This is a genomic window from Streptomyces sp. NPDC057616, from assembly GCF_042800575.1.
Lineage (GTDB): Bacteria > Actinomycetota > Actinomycetes > Streptomycetales > Streptomycetaceae > Streptomyces.
This window is the reverse complement of sequence record NZ_JBHVGU010000016.1, coordinates 136580-163468: the sequence shown is the minus strand read 5'-3', so window position 1 is coordinate 163468 and position 26889 is coordinate 136580. Positions and strand designations below refer to the sequence as shown.

Annotated in this window: 24 protein-coding genes; 22 read left to right on the top strand and 2 right to left on the bottom strand. The window is 72.1% G+C overall.

Features of this window, described 5'->3' with window-relative positions:
* Positions 1-19 precede the first annotated feature (19 nt).
* The 10 genes from ACFU97_RS21705 (at position 20) to ACFU97_RS21660 (ending at position 8594) form a co-directional block, all read left to right on the top strand.
* Entirely contained in the window at positions 20-958 is a 939-nt protein-coding gene (locus ACFU97_RS21705) for a VOC family protein (protein WP_384258858.1), read from the top strand.
* Positions 955-1752 carry an aspartate dehydrogenase domain-containing protein gene (locus ACFU97_RS21700; protein ID WP_384258856.1) on the top strand — a complete coding sequence of 266 codons (798 nt, stop codon included), beginning with the start codon at positions 955-957 and terminating at the stop codon, positions 1750-1752. Before ACFU97_RS21705 ends, ACFU97_RS21700 begins: the two co-directional genes overlap by 4 nt.
* Positions 1749-2552 carry an alpha/beta fold hydrolase gene (locus tag ACFU97_RS21695; protein WP_384258853.1) on the top strand — a complete coding sequence of 268 codons (804 nt, stop codon included), beginning with the start codon at positions 1749-1751 and terminating at the stop codon, positions 2550-2552. Before ACFU97_RS21700 ends, ACFU97_RS21695 begins: the two co-directional genes overlap by 4 nt.
* Before the next feature lie 5 nt (positions 2553-2557).
* Positions 2558-3079, top strand: a complete 522-nt coding sequence (locus ACFU97_RS21690; protein WP_384258851.1) for a cupin domain-containing protein — start codon at positions 2558-2560, stop codon at positions 3077-3079.
* Complete coding sequence (locus ACFU97_RS21685; protein ID WP_384258849.1) at positions 3072-3815, top strand: SDR family oxidoreductase; 744 nt, start codon at positions 3072-3074, stop codon at positions 3813-3815. The genes ACFU97_RS21690 and ACFU97_RS21685 overlap by 8 nt, the downstream gene beginning before the upstream one ends.
* A gap of 22 nt (positions 3816-3837) precedes the next feature.
* Positions 3838-4629: an SDR family oxidoreductase gene (locus ACFU97_RS21680; protein WP_384258846.1), complete on the top strand. Its 792-nt coding sequence runs from the start codon at positions 3838-3840 to the stop codon at positions 4627-4629.
* A gap of 10 nt (positions 4630-4639) precedes the next feature.
* Positions 4640-6280 carry a thiamine pyrophosphate-binding protein gene (locus ACFU97_RS21675; RefSeq protein ID WP_384258844.1) on the top strand — a complete coding sequence of 547 codons (1641 nt, stop codon included), beginning with the start codon at positions 4640-4642 and terminating at the stop codon, positions 6278-6280.
* A gap of 14 nt (positions 6281-6294) precedes the next feature.
* Positions 6295-7242, top strand: a complete 948-nt coding sequence (locus tag ACFU97_RS21670) for a PDR/VanB family oxidoreductase (protein ID WP_384258841.1) — start codon at positions 6295-6297, stop codon at positions 7240-7242.
* A 103-nt stretch (positions 7243-7345) separates the two neighbouring features.
* Positions 7346-7570 carry a recombinase-like helix-turn-helix domain-containing protein gene (locus tag ACFU97_RS21665; protein WP_384258839.1) on the top strand — a complete coding sequence of 75 codons (225 nt, stop codon included), beginning with the start codon at positions 7346-7348 and terminating at the stop codon, positions 7568-7570.
* Between the two features lies 1 nt (position 7571).
* Positions 7572-8594 carry a Rieske 2Fe-2S domain-containing protein gene (locus tag ACFU97_RS21660; protein ID WP_384258837.1) on the top strand — a complete coding sequence of 341 codons (1023 nt, stop codon included), beginning with the start codon at positions 7572-7574 and terminating at the stop codon, positions 8592-8594.
* 23 nt (positions 8595-8617) lie between these two features.
* On the opposite strand, the gene ACFU97_RS21655 is transcribed toward ACFU97_RS21660, so the two are convergent.
* Complete coding sequence (locus ACFU97_RS21655) at positions 8618-9166, bottom strand: MarR family winged helix-turn-helix transcriptional regulator (protein WP_384258834.1); 549 nt, start codon at positions 9164-9166, stop codon at positions 8618-8620.
* Between the two features lie 240 nt (positions 9167-9406).
* Between ACFU97_RS21655 and ACFU97_RS21650 the strand changes: the two genes are divergently transcribed.
* Genes ACFU97_RS21650 through ACFU97_RS21620 form a run of 7 tightly spaced genes read left to right on the top strand, consistent with a single transcriptional unit; the run spans position 9407 to position 16808 of the window.
* Positions 9407-10693, top strand: coding sequence for a flavin-containing monooxygenase (locus ACFU97_RS21650; RefSeq protein WP_384258832.1), 1287 nt, complete (start codon positions 9407-9409; stop codon positions 10691-10693).
* A 10-nt stretch (positions 10694-10703) separates the two neighbouring features.
* Complete coding sequence (locus ACFU97_RS21645; RefSeq protein ID WP_384258830.1) at positions 10704-11174, top strand: RidA family protein; 471 nt, start codon at positions 10704-10706, stop codon at positions 11172-11174.
* The gene (locus ACFU97_RS21640) at positions 11171-11848 is read left to right on the top strand and encodes a DUF1028 domain-containing protein (protein ID WP_384258828.1); all 678 of its coding nucleotides are present in this window, start codon (positions 11171-11173) and stop codon (positions 11846-11848) included. Before ACFU97_RS21645 ends, ACFU97_RS21640 begins: the two co-directional genes overlap by 4 nt.
* Positions 11845-12993: a M20 family metallopeptidase gene (locus ACFU97_RS21635; RefSeq protein ID WP_384258826.1), complete on the top strand. Its 1149-nt coding sequence runs from the start codon at positions 11845-11847 to the stop codon at positions 12991-12993. Before ACFU97_RS21640 ends, ACFU97_RS21635 begins: the two co-directional genes overlap by 4 nt.
* Complete coding sequence (locus ACFU97_RS21630) at positions 12990-14429, top strand: aspartate ammonia-lyase (RefSeq protein ID WP_384258824.1); 1440 nt, start codon at positions 12990-12992, stop codon at positions 14427-14429. The genes ACFU97_RS21635 and ACFU97_RS21630 overlap by 4 nt, the downstream gene beginning before the upstream one ends.
* A gap of 45 nt (positions 14430-14474) precedes the next feature.
* Positions 14475-15821, top strand: coding sequence for an MFS transporter (locus tag ACFU97_RS21625; RefSeq protein ID WP_384258822.1), 1347 nt, complete (start codon positions 14475-14477; stop codon positions 15819-15821).
* A 57-nt stretch (positions 15822-15878) separates the two neighbouring features.
* The gene (locus ACFU97_RS21620) at positions 15879-16808 is read left to right on the top strand and encodes a LysR family transcriptional regulator (protein ID WP_384258820.1); all 930 of its coding nucleotides are present in this window, start codon (positions 15879-15881) and stop codon (positions 16806-16808) included.
* Positions 16809-16843: 35 nt separating this feature from the next.
* Here ACFU97_RS21620 and ACFU97_RS21615 read toward each other — a convergent pair whose 3' ends face one another.
* Positions 16844-17461, bottom strand: a complete 618-nt coding sequence (locus tag ACFU97_RS21615) for a TetR/AcrR family transcriptional regulator (RefSeq protein ID WP_384258818.1) — start codon at positions 17459-17461, stop codon at positions 16844-16846.
* Positions 17462-17707: 246 nt separating this feature from the next.
* Here ACFU97_RS21615 and ACFU97_RS21610 point away from each other — a divergent pair, with 246 nt between their 5' ends.
* From ACFU97_RS21610 to ACFU97_RS21590, 5 genes are all read left to right on the top strand, one after another.
* A complete protein-coding gene (locus ACFU97_RS21610) occupies positions 17708-19180 on the top strand; it encodes an aldehyde dehydrogenase family protein (protein WP_384258816.1) in 1473 nt (490 codons plus the stop codon).
* 62 nt (positions 19181-19242) lie between these two features.
* Positions 19243-20595, top strand: a complete 1353-nt coding sequence (locus ACFU97_RS21605) for an aspartate aminotransferase family protein (RefSeq protein ID WP_384258813.1) — start codon at positions 19243-19245, stop codon at positions 20593-20595.
* Between the two features lie 124 nt (positions 20596-20719).
* Positions 20720-22228, top strand: a complete 1509-nt coding sequence (locus tag ACFU97_RS21600) for an APC family permease (RefSeq protein ID WP_384258811.1) — start codon at positions 20720-20722, stop codon at positions 22226-22228.
* Positions 22229-22375: 147 nt separating this feature from the next.
* Positions 22376-23941 (top strand): cellulose binding domain-containing protein, encoded by a 1566-nt coding sequence (locus ACFU97_RS21595; RefSeq protein WP_384258809.1) that lies wholly within the window; start codon positions 22376-22378, stop codon positions 23939-23941.
* Between the two features lie 171 nt (positions 23942-24112).
* Positions 24113-26755 (top strand): alpha-L-rhamnosidase C-terminal domain-containing protein, encoded by a 2643-nt coding sequence (locus ACFU97_RS21590; protein ID WP_384258806.1) that lies wholly within the window; start codon positions 24113-24115, stop codon positions 26753-26755.
* The last annotated feature ends 134 nt before the right edge of the window (positions 26756-26889 follow it).

The window sequence follows — 26889 nt, the reverse complement described above, 5'->3', positions numbered from 1 at the left end:
CTGTCAGGGAGATTGCCACATGAACCACCCCCCGATCGCCCGGCTGCGCGCGCTGCGCTCCGTCGAGCTGCTCACCCCGGACTTCGCCGAGGCCGCCGGCTTCTACGAGGAGGTGTGGGGCCTGGAGGTCGTCGAGGCCGGGCACAGCGCGAGCTGGCTGCGCGGCACCGGCGCGGAGCACCACGCGCTCCAGCTGACCCGCTCCGAGACCATCGGCCTGGGCCGGCTCGCCTTCGCCGTCGGCACCCCCGCCGAGGTCGACGAGGCCGCACGCCGGCTGGAGGCGCGTGGGATCGCCCTCGCCGCCGGGCCCGGCCCCCTCGACCAGGTCGGCGGCGGCTACGGGCTGCGCTTCCACGACCTCGACGGACGACTGATCGAGCTCTCCGCCGACACCTGGGCGGTCGCGGCGCGCGGCCGGGACGAGGCGCTGCCCGTCGGCGTCACGCACGCGGTCCTCAACACCACGGACATCGACGCCGCCGTCGCCTTCTACCGCGAGGTGCTCGGCATGCGCGTCTCGGACTGGTCCGAGCACCAGATGGCCTTCCTGCGCTGCAACGCCGACCACCACTGCATCGCCTTCAACCAGGCGCCGTGGGTCTCGCTGAACCACGTGGCGTACGAGATGAGTTCGCTCGACCACTTCATGCGCGGCCTCGGCCGGCTCAGGCACCACGGGATCACCCCCGAGTGGGGCCCGGGCCGGCACGGTCCCGGCGACAACACCTTCTCCTACTTCACCGACCCGACGGGCCTGGTGTGCGAGTACACCTCCGAGGTCGCGCAGGTCGTCGAGGACGCGTGGATCTGCCGCACCTGGCGGCGGACGCCCGAACTCTCCGACACCTGGGGCACCGCGGGTCCGCCCTCGAAGCTGATCCGCGCCCACATGGCGGGCACGCCCGACGGCAGCCCCGTCGTCCCGCCCGTCGACGCCGAAGGAGTCGCAGCATGAGCAGGGTTCGCAAGGTCGGCCTCATCGGCTGGGGAGCCATCGGCAGGGTCGTCGGCACCGCGATCGCCGCCGGAGACGTACCCGGCGCCGAGCTGGCCGCCGTGATCGACAACCGGCCTCTCGGGGACACGGCCCCCGCACCGCAGATGACCGTCGAACAGGCACTGGAACACTGTGACTTGATGGTCGAGGCCGCCGGTCAGGCGGTCGTGCGGGGCTGGGGCGAGACGGTCCTCGCCTCCGGCACCGATCTCCTCGTCGCGTCCACGGGAGCCCTCACCGACGAGGAGCTGTCGAAGAAGCTGCTGGCCACCGGCCCCGGACGGGTGTACTTCACCGGGGGAGCGGTCGGCGGACTCGACCTGCTCCAGGCGGTGCGCGCCATGGGGCCGCTGACCGAGATCAGGCTGACCACCACCAAGCTGCCCTCCACCCTCGAACAGCCCTGGATGGAAGAGGAGTTGCTGACCGCGATGCGCTCGGCGACCGGCCCCGTCGAGGTGATGCGGGGAACCGCGCGCGAGGTACCGGTCAAGTTCCCCAGGTCGACCAACGTCGCCGCTTCCGTGGCGCTCGCGGTCGGGGACCTCGACGCGGTGCGGGTCAGCGTCGTCGCCGATCCGGCGGCCGTGCACACCTCGCACGTCATCGAGGCGAACGGCCCGCAGGGCTCGTACCGCTTCGAGGTGCGCCACCGGCCGGACGCCGCCAACCCGGCCACCAGCCAGGTCGTTCCGTACGCGGTGCTGCGCTCCCTCGCGGCCCTCGCCGGACGCTCGGGACAGATCCTGTGACCGCGTACGACATCGCCGGACTCCACCTGGAGCAGGCGGGCACCCACGGCCCGCTCGTGCTGTGCCTGCACGGCATCGGCTCGTCCTCCGCCGCCTTCGCGCCCCAACTCCAGGCGCTCGAGCGGGACTTCCGCGTGCTCGCCTGGGACGCCCCGGGCTACGCCAAGTCGGCTGATCCCGAGCGGGAGTTGAGCCTGGACGACTTCGCCGACACCGCCGCCGCGGTCATCCGGGCGCACGGCGGCCGGGCCCACGTCCTAGGCGTCTCCTGGGGCGGCGTGATCGCGCTGCGGCTCGCCACCCGCCACCCGGACCTCGTCGCCTCGCTCACCGTCGCCGACTCCACACCCGGCTCCGGGACCAGTCCCGAGAAAGCCGCGGGGATGCGCGCCCGCGTCCCCGAACTCGCCCGGCTCGGGGCGCGCGCCTTCGCCGAACAGCGGGGCCCCCGCCTGGTCTCCCGGCAGGCGCCGTACGACCTCGTGCAGCGCGTCGTCGAGACCATGGCCGGCGCGGTCCGCCTGCCCGGCTACGGGCACGCGGCCGAGTCCATGGCCACCACCGACCTGCGTGGCGAACTCGGCCGGGTCACCGCGCCCACCCTCGTCCTGTGCGGCGACCAGGACCGTGTCACCGGTCCCGAAGCCTCACAGGTCCTGGCCGGCGGTCTGCGCAAGACCGCCTACGTGATCGTCAAGGACGCCGGTCACCTGGCCAACCAGGAACAGCCCCGGCGCTTCAACGCCTGGCTGCTGTCCCACCTGCACATCGTCACCAACTCCCGGACCAGCAAGGGATGACCACCATGCCGATCACCACCACCGAGTACGACAACGGCGGCGACCTCGCCAAGTACACCGACGCCCTCATCGCCACCAAGGACTCCCGCGAGCCCGACTGGGGCACCCTCTCCTTCCAGGAGAAGGCCGGCCCGCAGTACAAGCGCGCGCAGATCCGCTACGTCGGCTCCGGCGCCACCGGCAACCACGAGAACGACAACCGCATCCTCCCCTCCGGCGGCTTCACCTTCTCCAACATGCTGCTGCCGCCCGGCGCCGAGGGCCCGGCCCACACCCACCACGACGTGGAAGAGGCATTCTTCGTCCTGGAGGGACAGGTCCGCGTCGGCGTCCACCGCGGCCCCGACGAGGTGGAGTACCGCACTCTCGGCTACCGCGACATGATCGTGGTGCCGGCCGGGGTGACCCGTTCGCTGAAGAACGAGGGAGACACGGACGCGCTGTTCTGCGTGATCATCGGCACGCAGAAGCCGCAGGTGCCGACCTACCCCGAGTACTCGCCGCTGTACGGCATCACTCGTGACTGAAACGCGGCGGACCGTCGTCGTCACCGGTGCGGGCCGTGGCCTGGGGGAGGCCATGGCCCGCCGGGCCGGCGCGGACGGCTACCGGGTCGTCGTCGCCGAGCTGAACGAGGAGTGGGGCCGGCGGACGGCTCAGACCGTGCAAGAAGCGGGCGGCGAGGCGGAGTTCGTACCCCTGGACGTCGCCGACCCGGCCTCGGTCGAGGCCCTCGCCGCCCGGCTGGCACCCCGGGGGCCCGTTCACGGACTGGTCAACAACGCGGCGCTCGCCAACGGCGTGGGCGGCCGGTACTTCCAGGACATCGACGTCGACGTGTGGGACCGGCTGATGGCGGTCAACGCACGTGGACCCTGGCTCGTCGCCAAGCACCTGCTCCCGCTGATGGCGCGCCCCGGCCGCATCGTCAACATCGCCTCGGACGCGGCCCTTTACGGCTCTCCCCGGCTCGCCCACTACATCGCCTCGAAGGGCGCCGTCATCGCGCTGACCCGCGCGATGGCCCGTGAACTGGGCGCCCGGGACATCACGGTCAACGCAGTGGCGCCGGGCCTGACGGAGGTCGAGGCGACCGAGACGCTCCCCGCCGAACGACACGCGCTGTACGCGCACAACCGGGCCGTCCCAAGGCCCCAGCAGGCCGAGGACCTGGTCGGGACGGTGTCGTTCCTCCTCGGCCCCGACTCGGGCTACCTGACCGGCCAAGTGATCGCCGTCAACGGCGGCTTCACGATGCACTGATCCCCTTCTGCAAGGAGTTCCCATGGACCTCGGCCTCGCCGACCGCACCGTACTGGTCACCGGCGGCAGTTCGGGTGTCGGCCTGGCCACGGTCCGGGCCCTGCTCGACGAGGGCGCCAACGTCGCCACCTGCGGCCGCGACGCCGACCGGCTCGCCAGGGCGGCCGCGCACCTCGGTGCCGGCTCCGACCGGCTCTTCCGCGGCGTGTGCGACGTACGCGACGCGGACGCCGTGCGCGACTTCGTCGGGCGCGCCGCCGCGCACTTCGGCGGGCGTCTCGACGCACTCGTCAACAACGCGGGCCAGTCCCGTATGAAGCCGCTCGACGAGACGACCGCCGAGGACTGGCGGGACGAACTCGAGCTGAAGTTCGCGGGCGTCCTCAACCCCCTTGCCGCCGCCCGCCCTTACCTGCGTGCCTCGGACGCCGCCGCGATCGTCAACGTCAACGCCGTCCTCGCCAAGCAGCCCGAGACCCGGCTGATCACGACGAGCGCGGCACGCGCCGGCATCCTCAACCTCTCCAAGTCCCTCGCCACCGAGCTCGCGGGCGACGGCATCCGCGTCAACTCCGTCTGCCTCGGCCTCATCGACACCGGCCAGTGGACCCGCCGCCACGCGGCCGCCGGCAGCGGCCTCCCCTACGAGGAGTGGCAGGCGGAACTCGCCGCCGACCGGGGCGTCGCGCTCGGGCGGCTCGGCCGCGCCGAGGAGGTCGCCTACGCGATCGTCACCCTGCTGTCGCCGCGCGCCTCGTACATCACCGGAACCAGCATCGACGTCTGCGGCGGAGTCGGCCGCGGCATCCTCTGAGGAGCCCTCCATGACCCCTGTGACCCACCGCAACGGAGGCGAACTCCTCGCCGCCCACCTCACCTCCCTGGGCATCGACGCCGTCTTCGGCATCGTCTCCGTGCACAACCTCCCGCTGGTGGAGGCGATCGAGGCCGACCCCGGTCTGCGCTTCGTCCCGGTGCGCCACGAGGCCACCGCCGTGAACGCCGCCGACGCCTACGGCCGTGCGCGCGGCAGCATCGGCTGCGCGCTCACCTCCACCGGTACGGGCGCCGGCAACGCGGCCGGCTCCCTCGTCGAGGCGCTGTCCTCGGGCACGGCCGTGCTGCACGTCACCGGACAGGTCGAGTCCGCCCGTCTCGGCAGCGGTCGGGGCTTCATCCACGAGACGAAGGACCAGCTCGGGATGCTCACCGCGGTGTCGAAGTACGCCGCGACGGTCACCTCCACCCGGGACGCCGGGCGCATCCTGCGCGAGGCGTCCGTCGCCGCCCTCACCGCACCCGGCGGGCCCGCGAGCGTCGAGTGGCCCATCGACCTGCAGTACGCGGCCCAGGAGGACGACGGCTCGGCGGTCACGGCCGCCGAGGCCCCCGTGCCCGACGCCGCCGAACTCGCCGCAGCGTGCGAACTGTTGGGCTCCGCCCGGCGACCGCTGGTCTGGGCGGGCGGCGGCGCGAACACCGCACGCGCCGAACTCCTGGCACTCGTGGAGGCGACCGGCGCCGGCCTGCTGACGTCCAACTCCGGGCGCGGTTCCGTGCCCGAGGATCATCCGCAGGTCATCGGCAACTTCGCCACCACCCCCGCCGGCCGCGCGCTGCTGAAGGACGCCGACGTCCTCGTCACCGTCGGCACCCATTTCCGTTCCAACGAGACCGCCGACTACGGACTCGAACTGCCCGCCGCGCACCTCCAGATCGACATCGAATCCGCCGCCCTCGGCCGCGTGTACCCGGCCCGGCACGCCCTGCACGGTGCCGCGGCCGCCGTACTGCCGTGGCTCACGGAGGCGGCCAGGCGCGCGGACGCCGGCTGGACGGCCCGGGTCCGCGGCGTCCGCGACGAGGTGCGCGCCACGCTGCACGACAACATCGGCCCCCAGGCCGCCATCTGCGACGCCCTCGCCGAGGCGCTGCCGCCCGGCACGGTCGTCGCCCGCGACGTCACCATCCCCTCCTCCTCCTGGGGCAACCGCCTTCTGCCGATGCACGATCCGCGTGCCAACGTCTTCCCGCGCGGCGGCGGCATCGGCCAGGGCCTGGGCATGGGCATCGGCGCGGCCGTCGCCCACCCCGACCGTCCGACCGTGGTCATCGCCGGCGACGGCGGCCTCGCGGTCCACCTCGGCGAACTGCTGACGCTGGCGCAGGAACGGCCGCGCCTGACGCTCGTCGTCTTCAACGACGGCGGCTACGGCGTGCTGCGCAACATGCAGGACAAGTACAGCGAACGCCGCTCCGGCGTCGACCTGTTCACCCCGGACTTCGCCCGGCTGGCCGCCGCCTGCGGGCTGTCGTACGCGCGCATCGCCGACGCGGCCGACGCCGGGGCCGTCATCACGGCCGCCGTCGCGGCCGAGGGGCCCACGCTCGTCGAGGTGGACCTCGCCGCGCTCGGCCCGATGAAGAACCCGTTCACCCCGCCCGTGAAGATCCCCACCGCGTAGAGGAGGCCACGACCATGAGCACCACCGAAGAGCAGGAGCTCGACCTCCTGGTCCACCGCATGACCTGGGAGGCGGAGGGCGTCCTCTCCGTCGAGCTGACCCACCCCGACGGCAAGCCGCTGCCCGCGTGGACGCCCGGCGCGCACCTGGACCTGCACGTCGGCGGCCAGGTGCGCCAGTACAGCCTGTGCGGCGAACCGGCCGACACCGGCGTGTACCGGCTCGGCATCCTCGACGAGCCGACCTCGCGCGGCGGTTCGCGCCACGTCCACCACAAGCTGCGGCCCGGCCACACTGTGCGGGTGGCCGGGCCGCGCAACCACTTCGCGCTGGAACCCGCCGCGTCATACGTCTTCATCGCCGGTGGCATCGGCATCACCCCCATCCTGGCGATGACCCGGCAGGCCCAACGCGACGGCATTCCCTACCGGTTGGTGCACGGCGGGCGCTCGCGCGCGTCGATGGCGTTCGGCGCCGAACTCGCCGCGCTGACCGGCGGCGACGTGACGCTCGTCCCGCAGGACGAACAGGGCCACATCGACCTGGCGGGAGCCCTCGCGAACCTGCCCGCCGACGCCCTGGTGTACTGCTGCGGTCCGGAGCCGCTGCTGACGGCGGTCGAAGCGGCCGTACCCGGGGGGCAGTTGAGGATCGAGCGGTTCGCCGCCCCGGTCGTCGAGCGCGGTGACGACGACAGCGCCTTCGAGGTCGAGTGCCGCACCTCCGGCGTGACGCTGAACGTCGGCGCCGGCACCTCCATCCTGGAGGCCGCCGAGAACGCCGGGCTGAACGTCAACTCCTCCTGCCGCGACGGCATCTGCGGCTCCTGCGAGACCCGCGTCCTGGCCGGCGCCCCCGACCACCGCGACTTCCTGCTCTCCGAGGCCGAGCACGCGGCCGGCGAGACGATGATGATCTGCGTCTCGCGCTGCGCCTCGGACCGCCTCGTCCTGGACCTCTGACCGCCCCAAGCCCTGCATCCGAAACCGGTCCTGCCCTGGACCTCTGCCCCCGCACCCCGAACTCGCCCAGCCCTGGACCTCTTGAGACCCGCACGGAGACCCGATGCCAGAGACCTGGCCCCACCTGCACCCCCACCAGACCCGCGACCACGAGCCCTCACCGTACGAGCTGAGGCTCGCGCGCACCCTCGAGGACATCTTCACCAAGGACGGGCACGAGCTGACCGACGTGATCGACGGCCTCAACTCCCGCCGGCTGCACACGCCCACGGGCGAGCCCTGGACCGAGGAGTCCTTCCGCGCCGAGATGCACCGCCTGGGAGCCTGACATGACGCTTTCCGCCCACGCCACCGCCGAGCACATCTACGCCCACGGCCTGCGCAACCAGTGGCACCCCGTCGTGCCCTCCCGCTTCGTCGCACCGGGCGGCCTGCGCAAGGTGACCGCCCTCGGCGAGAACTGGCTGCTCTTCCGCAGGTCCGACGGCAGCCTCTCGATGCTCGCCGACCGCTGCCCGCACCGCGGCGCCCCGCTCTCCCTCGGCAAACACCTCGGCGACCGGATCGCCTGCTGGTACCACGGCGTCGAGGTCGACGGCACCGGCACGGTCACCTCCGTGCCCGGCCTGCCCGGCTGCAACCTGGAGGGCAAGACCCTCGTCACCTCGCTGCCCGTGCGCGAGGTCGGCGGCGCGATCCTCGCCTACTTCGGTGACGAGGAGCACCCCGAGCCGGTCGACCTCACCGTCCCCGGCCCGCTGGCCGACCACGACATCGACGCCTTCCTCTGCTACGCCGAGTGGAACGTGCCGTGGCGGTTCGCCATGGAGAACCTGCTCGACCCGATGCACGGCGCGTTTCTGCACAACGAGTCCCACACGATGTTCGCCGGCGACACGACGGCGAAGTTCCGCATCCGGGAGACCGACCGCGGCTACTTCTTCGAGAAGACCGACCAGCGCGGCGTCAACTTCGACTGGGTCGAGATGTGCCGGACGGGCGTCGACTGGGTCGACCTGTCCATTCCGTACCCGCCGTCCGCAGGACCCGGCGGCGCCTTCGGCATCGTCGGCATGGCCTGCCCGGTGGACGCCGGCCGCACGGGCGTGTTCTTCTGGCGCTACCGCAAGGTGCGGGACTGGCAGCGCGACACCTGGCGCTTCCTCTACAAGACCCTGATCGAGGCCCGCCACTGGGAGGTCCTGGAGCAGGACCGGATCATGCTCGAAGGCATGCCGCAGGACGCCGACCAGCGCGAGAACCTCTACCAGCACGACCTCGGCATCGTCCGGCTGCGCCGTCTCTACCAGGCGCAGGCCAAGGAACAGGCCATGGAGCAGGCCAAGGTATAAGCGAGCGCACGGTCGCGCCCGGGTCAGGCGGGACCCGGGCCGACCTCCACGGAGTCGTCGGACTCCACGATCGAACGCTCCAACTTGGAGAGCAGACCGGCCAGTTGACGGCGCTCGGCGGGCGAGAGCCCGCCGAGCATCCGGCGTTCGTTCTCCAGGTGCGCGGCGAACACCTCGTCCACCTTCCGCAGACCGGCGTCGGTCAGCCGTGAGTACACCACCCGCCGGTCCTCGGCGTCCCGCTCCCGCACCAGCAGGCCGTCCTTCTCCAGCCGGTCCAGGCGCAGGGTCACCCCCGCCGAGGAGATCAGCCCCGACGCGGCGAGCTGCCCGGCGGTCAGCCGGTACGGCGCGCCGGCCCGGCGCAGCGCCGTGAGTACGTCGAAGCCGGCGACCGACAGCCCCTGCGCGTCGAGCTGCGACGTCATCCGCGACTGGTACTGCAGATACGAGCGGTGCATCCGGGCCAGCACCTCGAGCGGTGAGGTGTCGAGCTCGGGCCTCTCGCGCGCCCAGTCGTCGACGATCCCCGAAACGGCGTCCGGCCGCTTCGCCGCCCTGCGCTGCGCCATGTCATCCCCTCGCGGCATGTATGTGGTGTTGAAATCTTAGCCCTAAGGGAAAGCACGCCCTCGCTCACCGCCGTGTCCGTCCGTGGCCTGCGGCGGACTACGGCATCTGGCATCTGAAAAACAGATCACCTGCAGCGAAAACATCTGTTGGACAGAACCAACGGCCCGCCCGAGGATTTCTCACGCGGCAGCCCGGTCGATGCGACACCGGGATCGACTGCCGCCTGAGTGGAGGGCGAAATGCCGAGTGAAGAGTCCGAAGTAGTCGTCGTCGGGGCGGGCCAGGCCGGCGTGGCGATGAGCGAGCACCTGGGTGCCCACGGCATACCGCACGTCGTCCTCGAACGGCACCGCATCGCCGAGCGATGGCGCTCGGAGCGGTGGGACTCCCTGGTCGCGAACGGCCCCGCGTGGCACGACCGCTTCCCCGGGCTGGAGTTCCCCGACACGGCACCCGACGCCTTCGCCTCGAAGGAGGAGGTCGCCGACTACTTCGTCGCGTACGCGGAGAAGATCGATGCCCCGATCCGGTGCGGCGTCGAGGTCACCTCGGTGCGCAGGCACACCCACCGGCCCGGCTTCCGGGTCGAGACGTCGGACGGCACCATCGACGCCCGCTTCGTCGTGGCCGCGACCGGACCCTTCCAGCGGCCCGTGATCCCGCCCGTCGTCCCGGACGGCGCCGTCCCCGTGCAGATCCACTCCAGCGGCTACCGCAACCCGGAACAGCTGCCCGAGGGCGCGGTCCTGGTGGTCGGCGCCGGCTCCTCCGGGGTGCAGATCGCCGACGAGCTGTGCCGCTCCGGCCGCCGGGTCTTCTTGTCCGTAGGGCCGCACGACCGTCCGCCGCGCGAGTACCGCGGACGCGACTTCTGCTGGTGGCTCGGCGTACTCGGGCTCTGGGACCTGGAGACGCCTCCGCAGGGCGCCGAGCACGTCACCATCGCGGTCAGCGGCGCCCGCGGCGGCCACACCGTGGACTTCCGCGCCCTGGCCGCCGACGGCATCGAACTCGTCGGCATGACGCGGTCGTACGAGGACGGCGTGCTGCGTTTCGCGCCGGACCTCGCCGCCAACATCGCGCTCGGCGACGGCAAGTACCTCGCGCTGCTGCGCGCGGCCGACGCGTACGTCGAGCGCAACGGGCTGGCCTTCCCCGAGGAGCCCGAGGCCCACGTGCTCGGGCCGGACCCGGACTGCGTGACCGACCCCCGCCTGGAGCTCGACCTGGCCGCGGCCGGCGTCACCTCGATCGTCTGGGCGACCGGCTTCGCGACCGACTACTCCTGGCTGGAGGTCGACGCGTTCGGCGAGAACGGCCGGCCGGACCAGCGGCGCGGCGTGTCCCGCGAGCCCGGCGTCTACTTCCTCGGCCTGCCGTGGCTGTCCCGGCGCGGTTCGAGCTTCATCTGGGGCGTCTGGCACGACGCCCGCTACGTCGCCGACCACATCACCATCCAGCGGGGCTACCTCGCGCACGGCACCACCGACCGGCCCGGCCTGACGCCGGCGTCCGGGAACAACTGAGGAGCGGACGATGACCTCCCCGAGCCAGGGCCGCCAGGCGAAGGCCCCGATCGTCGCCGGCGGGCACACCCGGATCCGGCCCTTCAACACCCGCGACACCTATCCCGAGCAGAACCTCGACAACGACCTCTGCCAGGCCGTCGTCGCGGGCGACACCGTCTACGTCCGCGGCCAGATCGGCCAGGACCTCGACACCAGCGAGTCGGTGGGCATCGCAGACGCCGAAGCGCAGGCCGAGCAGGCGATGGCCAACATCAAGATGCTGCTCGAGGAGGCGGGCAGCCGCATGGAGCACCTGGTCAAGCTGACGATCTATCTGGTCGACCCGCGCTACCGCGAGGCGGTCTACCGCACGGTGGGCCGCTGGACCAAGGGCGTGCACCCCATCTCCACCGGCCTGGTCGTCTCCGCCCTCGCCCGCCCGGAGTGGCTGTGCGAGATCGACGCGATCGCGGTGATCCCCCAGGAGGCGCGGTCGTGACGTTCTCCCTCGTGGTCCGCGACGGCGGGCGGTTCGGCCTCGTGGTCAGCTCGTCGAGCCCCGCGGTCGCCGCACGCTGCGCCCACCTGCGCCCCGGAGTCGGCGCCGCCGCCTCGCAGAACATCACCGACCCCACCCTCGGCGCCCGGTTGCTCGACCGGCTCGCCGAACACGGCGACGCAGAGCGGGCGTTGGCGGACGTCGTCGGCGCGGCCGGCACCAAGGAGACCGTCGAGCACCGGCAGTTGACGGTCCTCGGCCGTACCGGTCCGGGCTTCGCCTTCAGCGGCGCGCAGACACTCGGCACGCACGCCTCCGCCACCGCGGACGGCGCGGTCGCGGCCGGCAACATGCTGGCCGGCGAGCACATCCCCGGCGTGCTCCTGGACGCCTACGCCTCGGCCACCGGAGAACTGGAGGAGCGGCTGGTCGCCGCCCTGCGCGCCGCGGTCGCGGCCGGCGGCGAGGAGGGCCCGGTGCACTCCGCCGGCCTGGCGGTCGTCGCCGACGTCGGCTGGCGCGTGACCGATCTGCGCGTGGACTGGGCCGGCGATCCCGTCGACCGCCTCGCCGACCTCCTCGCCGTATGGCTGCCGCAGCGGGACGACTACGTGCGGCGCGGTCTCGATCCGGCGTCCGCACCCTCCTACGGCGTTCCGGGCGATCCTCGATGACGGCGCTGAAGGAGGCCGCCCGGCGCGAGATAGGCCGGCACGCCGAGGACCTGATCGCCCTGTCCGAGCGGCTGCACGCCGACCCCGAGACGGCCTGGGAGGAACACCGGGCCGCCGCTGCCGTACCGGAGTTGCTCGACCGCGCCGGATTCGACGTGACCTCCTCCTACCTGGCCCTGGAGACGGCGTTCCACGCCCGGTTCGGCAGCGGGCCCACGCGCATCGCGCTGTGCGCCGAGTACGACGCGCTGCCGGGGCTCGGCCACGCCTGCGGGCACAACCTCATCGCGGCGAGCTCGGTCGGCGCCGCGCTCGGGCTGGCCGCCGTCGCCGACGACGCGGGCCTCACCGTCGAGGTCTACGGCACCCCCGCCGAGGAGGGCGGCGGCGGCAAGATCGAGCTGCTGGACCGTGGCGCCTTCGCCGGGGTGGACCTGGCCATGATGGTCCACCCGGCACCGGTCGACGTCGCCGAGGCCCGTCCCTTCGCGGTCAGCCACTCGAAGATCTCCTACACCGGGAAGTCCGCGCACGCCGCCGCCTACCCCGAGGCGGGGATCAACGCGGCCGACGCCTTCACGGTGGCGCAGGTCGCCATCGGGCTGCTGCGTCAGCAACTGCCGGACTCCGCACGGGTGCACGGCGTCGTGACCCACGCCGGCGACGCACCCAACGCGATCCCCGAGCGCTCGACCGGACGCTGGTACGTGCGGGCGGAGACGCTCGCCGAACTGGCCGACCTGCAACCCCGTGTCATGCGGGCCTTCGAGGCGGGCGCCCTGGCCACCGGCTGCGCGCTGGAGATCGAGGCGGAGAGCAGGCCGTACGCCGAATTCCGCACGGACGAGACCGCCTTGGGCCACTACCGGGCCAACGCCCTCGCCCTGGGCCGCGAGTTCGCGCCGCCCGGCCAGGCCGCCCGGATGAACCGGGCGTCCACCGACATGGGCAACGTCTCGCAGGTCGTGCCGGCCATCCACCCCTACATCGGCATCGGCTCGCTGCCCGCCACGAACCACCAGCACGAGTTCGCGGCGTTCTGCGTGGGCGGCGAGGCCCAACGGGCCCTGCTCGACGGGGCGATCGCACTGGCGTGGACCGGCGCGGACCGTGGCACGGCGGCGGCCGGGGGAGGTGCGGCGTGAGCACGAGCACCGGCCCGGGCAGCGCCGGTACCTCCGGCGCGCACCGCACGGAGCACGACATGCTCGGCGGCGTCGCCGTACCGGCGGCGGCCTACTACGGCGCGCACGCCGCCCGGGCGGTGGTGAACTTCCCCCTCACCGGCGAGACCGTCGCGACCCGGCCGCATCTGATCGTCGCGCTGGCCGCGGTGAAGCACGCCGCGGCCCTGGCGAACGCCGAACTCGGCGCCCTGGACGGGCCGCTGGCAAGCGCGATCGCCGACGCCTGCACGGAGATCCGCGACGGGGCGCTGCACGAGCAGTTCGTCGTCGACCTCATCCAGGGCGGCGCGGGCACATCGACCAACATGAACGCCAACGAGGTGATCGCCAACCGCGCCCTGGAGCTGATCGGGCGCGGCCGAGGGGAGTACTCCGTCCTGCATCCGCTGGACCACGTCAACCTCGGCCAGAGCACCAACGACGTCTACCCGACCGCGGTGAAGCTGGCGCTGGACGCCCACATCGCCCACCTCCTGCACGCCCTGACCGGCCTGCGCGCGGCCTTCGCTGACAAGGCGGCCGAGTTCGCCGACGTACTGAAAACGGGCCGCACCCAGCTGCAGGACGCGGTGCCCATGACGCTGGGCCAGGAGTTCGGCGCGTTCGCCGCCACCCTCGCCGAGGACGAGCAACGCCTCGCGGAGGCACGGCGGTTGCTGCACGAGCTCAACCTCGGTGGCACGGCGATCGGCACCGGCCTGAACGCCCGCCCGGGCTACCGGGAGCGCGCGATGGAGCACCTGCGCCGGCTGACGGGCATCCCGACCCTGGTGTCCTCGCCCGACCTCATCGAGGCCACCCAGGACGTCGGGGTGTTCGTGCAGCTGTCCGGTGTCCTCAAGCGCGTGGCGGTGAAGCTCTCGAAGATCTGCAACGACCTGCGCCTGCTGTCGTCGGGACCGCAGGCCGGCCTCGGCGAGATCAACCTGCCGCCGCGCCAGGCGGGTTCGTCCATCATGCCCGGCAAGGTCAATCCGGTGATCCCCGAAGCGGTCAACCAGATCGCGTTCGAGGTCATCGGCCACGACATGACCGTCACCCTCGCCGCCGAGGGCGGACAGCTCCAGCTCAACGCCTTCGAACCGGTCATCTACCGGAGCCTGGGCGCCGGCCTCGACCACCTCGCGGCGGGCATCGCCGTGCTCACCGAGCACTGTGTGCGCGGCATCACCGCCAACCGGCAGCGGCTCGCCCGGACGGTCGCCGCCTCCACCGGCCTGGTGACCGCGCTAGGCCCCGCGCTCGGCTACGAGACCGCGTGCGCCCTCGCGCTCGAGGCCCACCACACCGGCAGACCCGCGCTCGATCTCGTCCGCGAGCGCGCGCTGCTGACCGAGGCGGAACTACGCGTCCTCACCAGCCCCGCATCACTGACCGGCCGCGCCGCGCCCTGAAGGAAACCGGCGGCACCTTCCCCCCGCTCGTCCAAGGAGGCACGCATGCCCACCTCACCCACCGACGTCACCATCGAGGACAGGGCGACCACCGACGTCGTCGCCCTGCGCAGGAGCGTTGCCGCAGGAGCCGTCGGCGTCTTCGTGCACTGGTTCGACTGGGCCGCCTACGCCTATCTCGCCAGTACGGTCGCGACCGTGTTCTTCCCCTCCGAGGACAGCACCACCGGACTGCTCGCGGTCTTCGGGGTGTTCGCCGTGTCGTTCGGGATCAGGCCCGTCGGAGCCATGGTGTTCGGCCCGCTCGGCGACCGGATCGGCCGCAAGCGCACCCTCACGCTGGTCATCTTCATGATGTCCGGCGCGACCCTGACCATCGGGCTGCTGCCCGGCTACGCCTCGATCGGCGTGGCCGCCCCGGTGCTCCTGGTGGTCCTGCGCCTGGTCCAAGGGTTCGCCGCCGGCGGCGAGTTCGGCAGCGCGGCGAGCTTCCTCGCCGAGAGCGCGCCGCGCCGCCGCCGCGGGTTCGGGGTCAGCTGGCTGGAGGTCGGCTCCCTGCTGGGCTTCCTCGCCGGCTCGTTCGTCTTCCTGCTGCTGTCGACCGGACTGGACGACGGGCAGTTGACGTCCTGGGGCTGGCGCATCCCCTTCCTGGTCGCCGCGCCGCTGGGCGTCATCGGCTTCGTCATCCGCAACAAGATCGAGGACACTCCCGAGTACCGGGCCCTGGAAGCGAGCGACACGCTCCCGCGCAGACCCGTACGGGAGCTGTTCCGATCGAACAGGAAGCAGATGTTCCAGGCCGCGGGCCTGATGACCGCCATGCACGTGCCCTTCTACACGGTCCTCACCTACCTGGTCACCTACGAGACCGACGACCTGGGGCACTCCGCCGACACCGCCGCCCTGCTGTCCACGGTGATCTCCCTGCTCGGGCTGGTCCTGGTCCCGGTGTTCGGTCTGCTCTCCGACCGGGTGGGCCGCAAGCCGGTCTTCGTCGGCGCCACGGGGGCCCTGTTCGTGCTGTCCACCCCCGCCTTCCTCCTCATGCGGACCGGCCTCGCCGGCACCTGGATCGCCGGACTGCTGCTCGGCGTCATCCTCGCGGCGATCCTCGGCACGTACGCGGTCTGGTCGGCGGAGATCTTCCCCACCCGCACCCGGCAGAGCGGGCTGTCCATCGCCTACAACCTCACCGCGGCCCTGTTCGCGGGCACGGTGCCGTATCTGATGACCGTACTCATCTCCGCGACCGGCAGCAGCCTGGTGCCCGGCCCGTATCTGATGCTGGTCGCCGCCGGCGGACTCGTCGCCGCCCTGTCCCTGCGGGAGACGGCCGGCTCCACCCTGCTGCGCCCGGAGGACGTGTCCGAGGCGACGCCCGAGCAGTGACGGCGGCCGCCGCATAAGGTCGGGCACGGACAGGATCATCAGCGGCAAGGGCCAGACATGACGTCACCGGTGGGCTTCACCCTCGTACAGCTGCGCTACTTCCTCGTGGCCGCCGAGTGCGGGTCGATGACGGCGGCGTCGGCCCGGCTGCACATCGCGCAGTCCGCGGTGTCCTCGGCGGTGCACAACCTGGAGCGCGACCTGCGGGTGCAGTTGTTCATCCGCCGCCGGGGCCGCGGACTGGTCCTGACCCCGGCGGGGGAGCGGCTGCAGTACCAGGCCCGCGAACTGCTCGCCCGTGCCCGCGAGGTCGAGGGCGAGGCCCGCGGCAGCGGGGAGACCCTGTCCGGCCCGGTGACCGTCGGCTGCTTCATCACCCTCGCGCCGTACTACCTCCCGGCCCTGTTCAGCGAGTGCACCGAGCGCTACCCGGGCATCGAGATCGACGTCGTCGAGGCCGAGACCGAGCAACTGCTCCAGACGCTGCGCGCGGGCCGCATCGACTTCGCCCTCACCTACGACTTCGGCCTGGACGCCGACCAGGAACTGGACGGCGAGACCATCGCCCGCTTCCCGGCGTACGTCATCGTCCCGGCCGGACACCCGCTGGCGGACCGGGACGGCGTGGAGCTGGCCGAACTGGCCGCCGAACCCCTGGTGCTGCTCGACCTCCCTTACAGCCGCGACTACTTCCGCGCCCTCGTGACGGACACCGGCACCGCACCCGACGTGCGCTACCGCACGCAGAGCTACGAGACCGTGCGGTCGATGGTGGCCAGAGGACTCGGCTACTCGGTCCTCAACCAGCGCCCGGCCACCAGCCAGACCTACGGCGGCGGTGACGTGGTCGAGCTGGAACTGCGGGACGCGCGCCCGCCGCTGGAACTGACCCTCGCCACCGTGGAGGGCGTCACCCAGACCGCCCGCGCCCGGGCCGTCATGGACGTCCTGCGAGAGATCGCGGCCAGGCGCGGCGCGCCGGACTGAACGGGCAGGACGCGAGTCAACTGCCTTTCCATCGCCTACAGTTCGGCGCATCCCGTCACCGCACGCGCATGCGCCCTGAGCAGCCGGCGGATCCGCTCGGGCCGCAGGGCCGAGTTGTGGCTGATGATGTGCAGGCCGTAGCCGTCCTCCAGCGCGACGAGTCCGTGTGCCAGGTCCTGCGCGGTGCCGGCCAGCGTGAACACGCCCGTGGCCGCGCCGACTTCGAGTGCCGTGACGTAGAGGGCGACCTCCCTGGCGAACAGTGACGTCATCAGTTCGGCGTGGCCCGGGCTGCGGCCCGCGCGGCGGTGCAGCTCGTACAGCAGGCCGTGCACGGCGTCGTCCGGCCCGCCGGGCAGGCCGCTGTCCAGCAGGGCCCGCAGCCGCGCGGCGGCGTCGTGCGCGGGCGCCGCGTCGTAGGCCCGCTGCCGCGGGGCGAGATAGTCCTCGACCGCGCCCCGGTGCACCTCCAGCACCAGGTCGTCGAGGTCCGGGTAGTAGTAGAGCACCGAGCCCTGGGAGACGCCCGCCGCATCCGCGATGTCCTTGATGCGCAGGCCCTCCAGGCCCCGTTCCGCGATGGCCCGGCCCGCGGCGGAGACCAGGGCCTCCCTGCGTGCGGTCTGGTTGCGTGGTCTGCCGACGTTGCCCATGGCGGTTAATTCTCTGTTACCGACACCAGATTCTGCAAGAAGTTTCCTGCGGGAGCATTGACGGGCCGTTCGCCTATTGTTTGAATCTCCATTCAAAGAAGTCGGGGTGGACGCGCCCGTCGCAGGGCCGCTCCGCCCGCGGGACGCCCGCCGCATCGAGGCGCCGCCCCCCGCCACGGCCCAGGCCCCCGAGATCCGAGCGGGCACCGGCCCGCCACGTCCCACGACGCAATCGAAGGCCACAGCATGAAGACCTACGCCCACTGGCGGCAGCGCGCCGCCGACCTCGTGCCCCGCACGCGCCTGTTCGTCGACGGCGCCTGGCACGACCCCGCCGACGACCAGTGGTTCCCCACCGTGAACCCCGCGACGGGCAAGACGACCGCCCACGTCGCGGCCGGCTCGCCCGCCGACGTCGACCGTGCCGTGGCCGCCGCCCGCGCCTCCTTCGAGGACGGCCGCTGGTCGCGCGCCGCACCGGCCGAACGCAAGCGGGTCCTGCTGGCACTCGCCCGCCTCGTCGAGGAGCACGCCGAGGAGCTCGCCCTGTGCGACACCCTCGACATGGGCAAGCCCATCGCGGAGTCCTCCGGCACGGACGTCCCCGGCGCGGCCGGCGTCTTCGCCTGGTACGCGGAGGCCGTCGACAAGCTCTACGACGAGATCGCCCCGGCACCGCCCGGCAACCTCGCGCTCGTGCGCCGCGCCGCGCTCGGTGTCGTGGGCGCGGTCGTACCCTGGAACTTCCCGCTGGACATCGCCAGTTGGAAGCTGGCGCCCGCCCTTGCCGCGGGCAACAGCGTGGTGCTGAAGCCGGCCGAGCAGTCACCGCTGTCGGCGCTGCTGCTGGCCGAACTGGCCGCCGAGGCCGGTCTCCCGGACGGCGTGCTGAACGTCGTCCCCGGCCCGGGGGAGACGACCGGGCGCGCGCTCGGCCTGCACCCGGACGTGGACACCCTGGTCTTCACCGGCTCCACGGCCGTGGCCAAGCGGTTCCTCGCCTACTCGGCCGAGTCGAACATGAAGCAGGTCTGGCCCGAGGCCGGCGGCAAGAGCCCGAACGTGGTCTTCGCCGACGCCGACCTGGAGGCCGCGGCGGAGCGCGCCGCCTGGGGCTTCGCCTACAACGCAGGACAGGTGTGCTCGGCCAACACCCGGCTGCTCGTCGAGGCCTGCGCCGCAGAGGAGTTCACCGCCCGGGTGGTCGAACACGCCCGCACCTGGCTGCCGGGCGACCCTCTCGACCCCGCCACCCGTCTCGGACCGCTGGTCGACGAGGCCCAGGCCGAACGCGTCCTGGAGGCGCTGCGCTCATCGGGCGGCACGCTCGTGTGCGGCGGCACGCGCCCCGACCGCGACGGTGCCTATCTCGACCCCACCGTGGTCACCGGCCTGGCCCCGGACGCCCCGCTCGTACGCGAGGAGTTGTTCGGACCCGTGCTGACGGTGCAGCCCTTCCGCGACGAGGCCGAGGCCGTGCGCAGGGCTAACGACTCCGCCTACGGCCTGGCCGCCTCCGTGTGGACCCGGGACCTGAGCCGCGCCCATCGCGTCGCCGACGCCCTCCACGCAGGCACCGTCTCGGTCAACACGGTCGACGCGCTCGGTCCGTTCACGCCCTTCGGCGGCTTCAAGCAGTCCGGCCACGGCCGCGACCTCTCCCTGCACTCCTTCGACAAGTACACGGGCCTGAAGACGACCTGGATCTCCTACGGCTGACCCCACCGGTCACCCGGCACACGACCACCCGCCACAGGCAACGAGCAAAGGACGCACCGCCCATGACCCGCAACGCCGCAGACCTGACACGCCTGGACCGAGCCCACATCATCCACCCCTACCTGCCGGGCAGCGCCACCGAGCGCGTCGTGATGACGGAGGGCTCCGGCTGCCGGCTCACCGACTCCGAGGGGCGCGGCTACCTCGACGCCACCGGCGGCCTCTGGCTGGCCCAGGTCGGCCACGGCCGCACCGACCTGGCCGACATCGCCCACGAGCAGATGAGGAAGCTGGAGTACTTCACCAGCTTCTGGGAGTTCTCCAACGACCGCGCCATCGAACTCGCCGCCCGCCTCGCCGAGTTGGCCCCCGACCCGCTCAACCACGTGTACTTCACGTCGGGCGGCTCAGAGGGCAACGAGGCGGCCATCAAGATGGCCCGCTACTACCACCACCGCCGCGGCGAGAGCAGCCGGACCTGGATCCTGGCCCGCAGCAAGGCCTACCACGGCATCGGCTACGGCGGCGGATCGGCCACCGGATTCCCGCTGTACCACGAGGGTTTCGCCCCGATGATGCCGCACGTCTCCCACCTCACCCCGCCGTGGCCGTACCGCACCGAGCTCTACGGCGGCCAGGACCCCACCGACTTCCTCATCCGCGAACTGGAGGAGCGCATCGCGGAGATCGGCCCGCGGAACATCGCCGCGATGATCGGCGAGCCCATCATGGGCGTCGGCGGCATGCTCGTCCCGCCGGCCGACTACTGGCCGCGGGTGCGCGAAGTCCTCGACCGGCACGGCATCCTGCTCATCCTCGACGAGGTGGTCACCGCCTACGGCCGCGTCGGCGAGTGGTTCGCCGCCCAGTACTTCGGCGTCACCCCGGACATCATCGTCACCGCCAAGGGCATCACCTCCGGCTACGTCCCGCTCGGCGCGCTCCTGGTGGGCGACCACGTGGCGGAGGTCCTGCTGCGCGACCACGGCTTCCCCATGGGCTACACCTACAACGGCCACCCGGTGGCCACCGCGGTCGCCCTCGCCAACCTCGACATCATCGACCGCGAGGGCCTGCTCGCCCGCGCGACCGGCCTGGGCGCCTTCCTCCACGCGGAGCTGGAGACCCAGCTGGGCGACCTGGCGATCGTGGGCGAGATCCGCTCCGTCGGGATGATGCTCGCCGTCGAACTGGTCCAGGACCGCGCCACGCGGACGCCCCTGCCCCTGCACCCCGACCGGATGCCGCACGACGTCATCCGCCGCGAGACCGGCGTGATCGTACGCGACTCCGCGCACAGCCTGGTGCTGTCGCCCCCGCTGATCATGACCGAGACCGAGGCGAAGGAGGCGGCCTGCGCCCTGCGCAGCGTCCTGGAGCGCACCGAACCCACCGGCCAGATCCGCGCCGCGTGACATCCCCGGAGGGAGGCCCGGCCCGCCGGGCCTCCCCGCCCAGCACCACCCGACACGGCCCCACACCGTCACCGCGCCCGCACGCGCCGTCCGCAGTCCCCTCTCCCTGCCCTAGGAACTGCCCGTGTCCTCCGACCTCTCCTCCGCCGAGTCGCTCGCACCACATGCCGCGACCTCCCTGCAACGCAGCCTCAAGCGCTTCGACATCACCGCCATGGCCATCGCCGCGGTCATCTCCTTCGACACGGTCGGCCAGATCGCCACCGGCGGCGGCGAGGCCGCCACGTGGACCGCGGTCATCGCCCTGCTCTTCCTCGTCCCCTACGCCCTGCTGTTCGCCGAGACCGGCGCCGCGTTCCCGCAGGAGGGCGGTCCGTACGTCTGGGTCAAGCTCGCCTTCGGCCGCCCGGCGGCCGCGCTGACGACCCTGCTGTACTGGGTCACCAACCCCATCTGGCTGGGCGGTTCACTGGTCTTCCTCGCCGCCGAGACCTGGGACGGCTTCGTCTTCCACCTCGGCTCGGGCACCGTCGCCGACTACACGTTCAAGCTGCTGTTCGTCTGGGCTGCGATCCTCACCGCCGTCGTCTCCCTGCGCCGCGGCAAGTGGATCACCACGGCCGGCGCCGCGACCAAGGTCCTCGCCCTCGCCCTGTTCACACTCACCGCGGTGGTCTACGGCGTCGAACACGGCTTCCAGGGGCTGACCGACACCCGCTTCACCCCGACGACGACCGGCTTCCTCGCACTCGTCCCGATCCTGCTGTTCGCCTACGTCGGCTTCGAGGCCCCCAACGCGGCGGGGGAGGAGATGCACAACCCCCAACGTGACGTCCCCGCCGCCCTCGGACGCTCCGCCGCCGTCGCCGCCTGCTGCTACCTGCTGCCCGTCCTCGCGCTCCTGGCCGTCGTACCCGCGCATCAAGTCACCGGTATCGGCGGCTTCATGGAAGGCGCTCGCCTCGTCTTCAGCGTCTACGGCGGCGCCTCGGGCCACGTACTGACCCTCACCGCCGTCCTGTTCGTCTTCGCCCTGCTCACCCAGGGCAGCGCCTGGATGATCGTCAGCGACCGCATGCAGGCGATGGCCGCCGCCGACGGAGGCTTCTTCACCCGCGCCCTCGGCGCCTTCCACCCGCGGCTCGGCACCCCCGTGCGCACCAACCTTCTCTCGGGCGCGGTGGCCACGGTGTTCATGCTCGCCGCCATGCAACTCGCCCACGGCGACGCCGGTGCCGTGTTCGCGGTGGTGCTCACCGTCGCGGTGACCACCCTGCTGCTGTCGTACCTCGTGGTCATCCCCGCCCTGGTCGCGCTCCGCCTGCGCAGGCCCGACGTGTCTCGCCCCTACCGCGTCCCCTTCGGCCTCCGCGGCTTCCTGACGTGCGCGGGCCTGGCCTACGCCTGGATCGTGGTCGGTTCCTGGTGCGCGCTCTTCCCCGGCGTGCTCGAAGGACTCTTCGGCATCGACTACGACTTCCACGACGTCTGGGGCGTCTCCCGCGTCTCGTTCGAGGCGTTCACCCTCGGGACCGTCGCCGCGCTTCTGGTCGTCGGGCTCATCGGCATCAAGGCAGCCCGGCGCCAGGACGAGCCGAGCCGAGCCGAAGCGAGCAGGGCCGAGGTGAGCTGAGCCGAGGCCGGCCGAGGCGGGCCGACACGGGCGCAGGGCTTGACGGCCGGTCCTGCGCTCAGTATGTACATGCCAGAGGATTGGTATGGACCAACTCTGCCGCTTCACGCGCCGGCCCGGCGCCCCACCCCCCAGTGGAGGCAGTACATGCGAAGACCGTCCGCACTTCTCACCCTGTTCACCGCGCTGCTTCTGCTGATCCTGGCCCCTCCCGCCTCCGCCGCGGGCGCACCGACCGCGACCTTCGCCAAGACGTCGACGTGGGACGGCGGTTACCAGGGCGCCTACACCATCACGAACTCCGGCAGCACCTCGCTGTCGAGCTGGAGCGTCGAGTTCGACCTGCCCTCCGGCACCACGGTCGGCTCGTACTGGGACGCCCTGCTCACCCAGAGCGGCACCCACTACACCTTCAAGAACCGCGAGTACAACGGCACTCTGGCGCACGGCGCGTCCGCCTCCTTCGGCTGGGTGTCCGGCGGCACCGGCACGCCCACCGGCTGCAAGCTCAACGGTGGCTCCTGCGCGGGCAGTTCGGGCACCGACACCACGCCGCCCAGTACCCCGGCCGGAGTGTCCGTCGGCTCCGCGAGCAGCTCCTCCCTGACGGTGCGCTGGAACGCCGCCACCGACGACTCGGGTTCCGTCGCCGGATACGAGGTCTCGCGTGACGGCGGCACGCCCGTCACCGTGACCGGCACCTCGTACACGGCGGGCGGGCTGGCCGCCGGCACGAGCTACTCGTTCCGCGTGCGGGCCCGCGACGCCGCGGGCAACGTGTCCGCGTACTCCACGGCCGTCAGCGGCACGACCTCCACCGGCAGCCAGCAGCCGGGCGCGGGCCTGGCCACCGCTCCGTACATCGACATGGGGGCCTGGCCCACACCGAGCATGCCCGACATGGCGTCGTCGAGCGGCGTGAAGAACTACACGATGGCCTTCGTCACCGCCTCCGGCTGCAAGGCGATGTGGTTCAACGCCTATGACCCGCGCGACGGTTGGGCCAAGGACCAGATCGACGCCATCCGGGCGGCCGGGGGAGACGTCAAGGTCTCCTTCGGCGGCGCCAGCGGCATCGAACTGGCCCAGGCGTGCAGCTCGGTGGACGCGCTCTACACCGAGTACAACGCGGTGGTGAACGCCTACGGCCTGAAATACGTCGACTTCGACATCGAGGGCGCGGCCTCCGCCGACCCGGCCTCCGTCGCCCGCCGCTCGCAGGCGCTGGCACGGCTCCAGCAGGCCCACCCGGGGCTGCGGATCTCGCTGACGCTGCCCGTCCTCCCGGAGGGGCTGACGTCGGACGGCCTGAACGTGGTGCAGTCGGCGCGCGACGCCGGTGTCGACCTCGACGTGGTGAACGTGATGGCCATGGACTACTACCGCAGCGTCGACTACGGCGACGCGGCCGTCCAGGCGGCGCAGAGCACCTTCACCCAGCTGAAGTCGCTCTATCCCGGCAGGCCCGACACCCAGGTCTGGGCGATGGTCGGCGTGACTCCGATGCTCGGCCAGAACGACGACGGCCACGTCTACGACCAGTCCGACGCCCGCCAGCTGGTCTCCTTCGCCCAGGGCAAGCATCTGGGCGAACTCGCCTTCTGGGAGGCGACCCGGGACCGCAACGCATGCAACGGCGCGCTGTACCAGTGCACCAACATCCCGCAGTCTCCCTACGAGTTCGCGAAGATCTTCGCGGCCTACACGGGCTGAGACCGCGGTCCGCACTCGTCGAGGCTCCGCCCGTACGCCGCCCCCGAGGGGAGGTGTACGGGCGGACGTCCGGCGGTGCGCGACATCTGTACGCGCCCCCGCTGGTGGGATACCGTCGCCCTGCCCCAGCGCATTGAAACGATTCAAACAGCTTCTGAGGGACGGGATGCCATGACAACGACCAGCACATCGCAGAGCGCCGCACAGCCCGGTCCCCGCCGCCGTGCGGTCCTCGCGGCCGGCGCCGGAGCGGCGGCCCTGACCGTCGGGCCCGTGGGCCTCAACCCGGCGGCCGCCGCTGCGAGTTCCGGCGCTCCGGCGGCCGCCGCACCCGAGCCGCCCCGCATGGGCACCGGCTGGCAGCGCTACGTCCAGGGGCCCGCATCCCGCACGGTGCGCCCCGAGCGCGTGCTGGGCTCGACCGGCGACGTACGCGATCCGCAGGCCCTGCTGAAGCCAGGCGGTGCGAGAACGGTGCTGCGCCGCCCGCAGCCGGCTCCCGCGCCGCGCTGGCCGGACGGCACCACGGCCGAGGCCTCCACGACGCACGCGGGCAACAACGGCAACGACGGGCGGCCGCGCACCTACGACGCCGCCAACGCCATCGACGGCGACCCCGACACCTTCTGGAACGACGACACCGTCGGCGCCTTCCCGGACGTGCTGACCGTCACCATGGCCGAGGCCCGGCAGATGTCCGGGATCACCGTGGTCTCCAACAGCGACGGAGTGCCGACCGCCTTCACCGTCGACGTGTGGACAGGTGACGCCTGGAAGACCGCCGCCACTGTCTCCGACAACGATGTCATCCAGCGGGCGGTGCCCTTTGCGGCGCCGGTGTCGACGACCAGGGTGCGCATCACCGTGACCGCGGTCCAGGACACCCCGCACGGGGCGTTCACCCGGATCAACGAGGTGTGGCCCGAGCCGGTCGAAGCGGTCCAACCGCCCAGCGTCACGGTCGACTTCGGCAAGGTCGTCGTAGGGTATCCGCGCATCCGCTTCACCTCGGCCTCCGCCAACTCGCCGGGCGTGCGCCTGGCGTTCTCCGAGACGCGCCAATTCCTCACCGAACGCTCGGACTTCACGCGCTCCGACCAGTCCGGCGGCGCGGGCCAGGGGACCGACAACTTCGCCGTCCCGGCCCAGGGCGCGGACTGGACCGACCACAAGGGCTTCCAGGCGGACGGCAAGGTCTACGCCGACGGCCTGCACGGCTTCCGCTATCTGCGCATCACGCTCGACGCCCTCGCCTCCGACGCGCCGGCGGCCCAGCCCTGGGGCACGGTCGAGATCGACTCCGTCAGCCTGGACTTCACCGCGTACGTGGGAACGCCCGGCACCTACCGCGGCTGGTTCCTCTGCTCCGACGACGATCTCAACCGCTACTGGTACGGCGCCGCTTACACCAACGAACTCGTCACCGACACCTTCCGCCAGGACGACGTGGACCCGCGCAACGCCTGGACCGCCTCCCTGGAGGGCAAGCTCGTCCTGCACGACGGCGCCAAGCGCGACCGCGACCCGTACGTCGGTGATCTGGCCGTATCCGCGCGGACTCTGTACCTCACCCACGACGACACGGCGGCCGCCGCCCGCAACGTGCTCGCCGACCTCGCCGACCACCAGCGCGCCGACGGCTGGATCCCCCCGGCCTCCATCTCCTCCTACACGCTCCCGCTGTTCGACTATCCGCTGTGGTGGGTGACGTGCAGCTGGGACTACGTGCTCTACACCGGCGACCGGACCTACGCGGCGCGCTACTACCCGAACCTGCTGAAGGTGCTGGACACCTGGTACCCGAGCGTCACCGACGAGGCCGGCCTGGTCAGCAAGGGCCTCAACAACACCGGCGGATACGGCGACTACGCCTTCCTCGGCCGCACCGGAAGGATCACGTACTACAACGCCCTCTACGTCCAGGCGCTCAGGGATGCCGCCCAACTCGCCCGTCTGCTCGGGCACGACGGGGACGCGGCACGCTGGTCGCAACGGGCCGACGCGGTCACGGAGGCCATCAACACGCACCTGTGGGACGACGCGGCCGGCGCCTACCTCGACTCGGGGACCGGTGCCGTGCGGCACGCGCAGGACGGCAACTCCCTGGCCGTCACCGCGGGCGTCGCGGACGCCGGCCGCTCGGGATCGGCCCTCGCCCATCTCGACGCCACGACCCGGCGCCCGTACGGCAACGCCTTCATGGACAACGACACCCTCTTCGACGGCGCCTCCCAGCGCGTGTACGCCTTCACGTCGTACCCGGAGATCGTGGCCCGCTTCACGGCCGGGCGCGCCGACTCGGCGCTCGACCAGATCCGGCGCACCTACGGCTGGATGGACGGCCACGACCCCGGCATCACCAACTGGGAGGGCATCGGCCCCGGCGGATCCCTCTACGAGGACGCCTACACCAGCATGGCGCACGGCTGGTCCACCGGTGTGCTGCCGGCGCTGACCCACGAACTGCTGGGCGCCCGGCCCACGTCACCCGGCTACGCCACCTGGGAGGTGCGGCCGAACCTCGGTGACATCGCCTGGGCGCAGGGCCAACTGCCCACCCCGCACGGGGCGTTGCGTGTGTCCTGGCAGAACTCCGGGAGCACCTTCCGCCTCGGCGTCGACGTACCGAAGGGGACGCGGGCGACGGTCGCGCTGCCGGGGGACGGGCACCGGCTGACGGTGCGCTCGCACGGGCGCGTGGTGTGGGACGGGCGGCGTGCCCCGGCCGGCGGGGCCGGCATCGTCGACGGCCGGGTCACGCTGCCGGACCTGGCGCCGGGGACGTACGCCTTCACCGCTCGTGAGGAGGGCTGACCGCTCGCGGGACATGCTCCGCACACCTTGATCTCCGGGGCATGTCCCGCATTCCCGCACCAATCCTCACACTCTTCCCCGCACCCCTACGAGACGGCGGGGCGTTGTCCTGGACGAAGGGGGCACCCGGTGGT

What these genes read in the sequence shown, in the direction of transcription:
- ACFU97_RS21665 (WP_384258839.1), top strand. Translation starts at nt 7,346, where the DNA reads ATGCCAGAGACCTGGCCCCACCTGCACCCCCACCAGACCCGCGACCAC.
- ACFU97_RS21620 (WP_384258820.1), top strand. Translation starts at nt 15,879, where the DNA reads ATGACGTCACCGGTGGGCTTCACCCTCGTACAGCTGCGCTACTTCCTC.
- ACFU97_RS21610 (WP_384258816.1), top strand. Translation starts at nt 17,708, where the DNA reads ATGAAGACCTACGCCCACTGGCGGCAGCGCGCCGCCGACCTCGTGCCC.
- ACFU97_RS21660 (WP_384258837.1), top strand. Translation starts at nt 7,572, where the DNA reads ATGACGCTTTCCGCCCACGCCACCGCCGAGCACATCTACGCCCACGGC.
- ACFU97_RS21605 (WP_384258813.1), top strand. Translation starts at nt 19,243, where the DNA reads ATGACCCGCAACGCCGCAGACCTGACACGCCTGGACCGAGCCCACATC.
- ACFU97_RS21675 (WP_384258844.1), top strand. Translation starts at nt 4,640, where the DNA reads ATGACCCCTGTGACCCACCGCAACGGAGGCGAACTCCTCGCCGCCCAC.
- ACFU97_RS21645 (WP_384258830.1), top strand. Translation starts at nt 10,704, where the DNA reads ATGACCTCCCCGAGCCAGGGCCGCCAGGCGAAGGCCCCGATCGTCGCC.
- ACFU97_RS21625 (WP_384258822.1), top strand. Translation starts at nt 14,475, where the DNA reads ATGCCCACCTCACCCACCGACGTCACCATCGAGGACAGGGCGACCACC.
- ACFU97_RS21650 (WP_384258832.1), top strand. Translation starts at nt 9,407, where the DNA reads ATGCCGAGTGAAGAGTCCGAAGTAGTCGTCGTCGGGGCGGGCCAGGCC.
- ACFU97_RS21705 (WP_384258858.1), top strand. Translation starts at nt 20, where the DNA reads ATGAACCACCCCCCGATCGCCCGGCTGCGCGCGCTGCGCTCCGTCGAG.
- ACFU97_RS21700 (WP_384258856.1), top strand. Translation starts at nt 955, where the DNA reads ATGAGCAGGGTTCGCAAGGTCGGCCTCATCGGCTGGGGAGCCATCGGC.
- ACFU97_RS21680 (WP_384258846.1), top strand. Translation starts at nt 3,838, where the DNA reads ATGGACCTCGGCCTCGCCGACCGCACCGTACTGGTCACCGGCGGCAGT.
- ACFU97_RS21655 (WP_384258834.1), bottom strand. Translation starts at nt 9,166, where the DNA reads ATGGCGCAGCGCAGGGCGGCGAAGCGGCCGGACGCCGTTTCGGGGATC.
- ACFU97_RS21590 (WP_384258806.1), top strand. Translation starts at nt 24,113, where the DNA reads ATGACAACGACCAGCACATCGCAGAGCGCCGCACAGCCCGGTCCCCGC.
- ACFU97_RS21670 (WP_384258841.1), top strand. Translation starts at nt 6,295, where the DNA reads ATGAGCACCACCGAAGAGCAGGAGCTCGACCTCCTGGTCCACCGCATG.
- ACFU97_RS21615 (WP_384258818.1), bottom strand. Translation starts at nt 17,461, where the DNA reads ATGGGCAACGTCGGCAGACCACGCAACCAGACCGCACGCAGGGAGGCC.
- ACFU97_RS21595 (WP_384258809.1), top strand. Translation starts at nt 22,376, where the DNA reads ATGCGAAGACCGTCCGCACTTCTCACCCTGTTCACCGCGCTGCTTCTG.
- ACFU97_RS21690 (WP_384258851.1), top strand. Translation starts at nt 2,558, where the DNA reads ATGCCGATCACCACCACCGAGTACGACAACGGCGGCGACCTCGCCAAG.
- ACFU97_RS21635 (WP_384258826.1), top strand. Translation starts at nt 11,845, where the DNA reads ATGACGGCGCTGAAGGAGGCCGCCCGGCGCGAGATAGGCCGGCACGCC.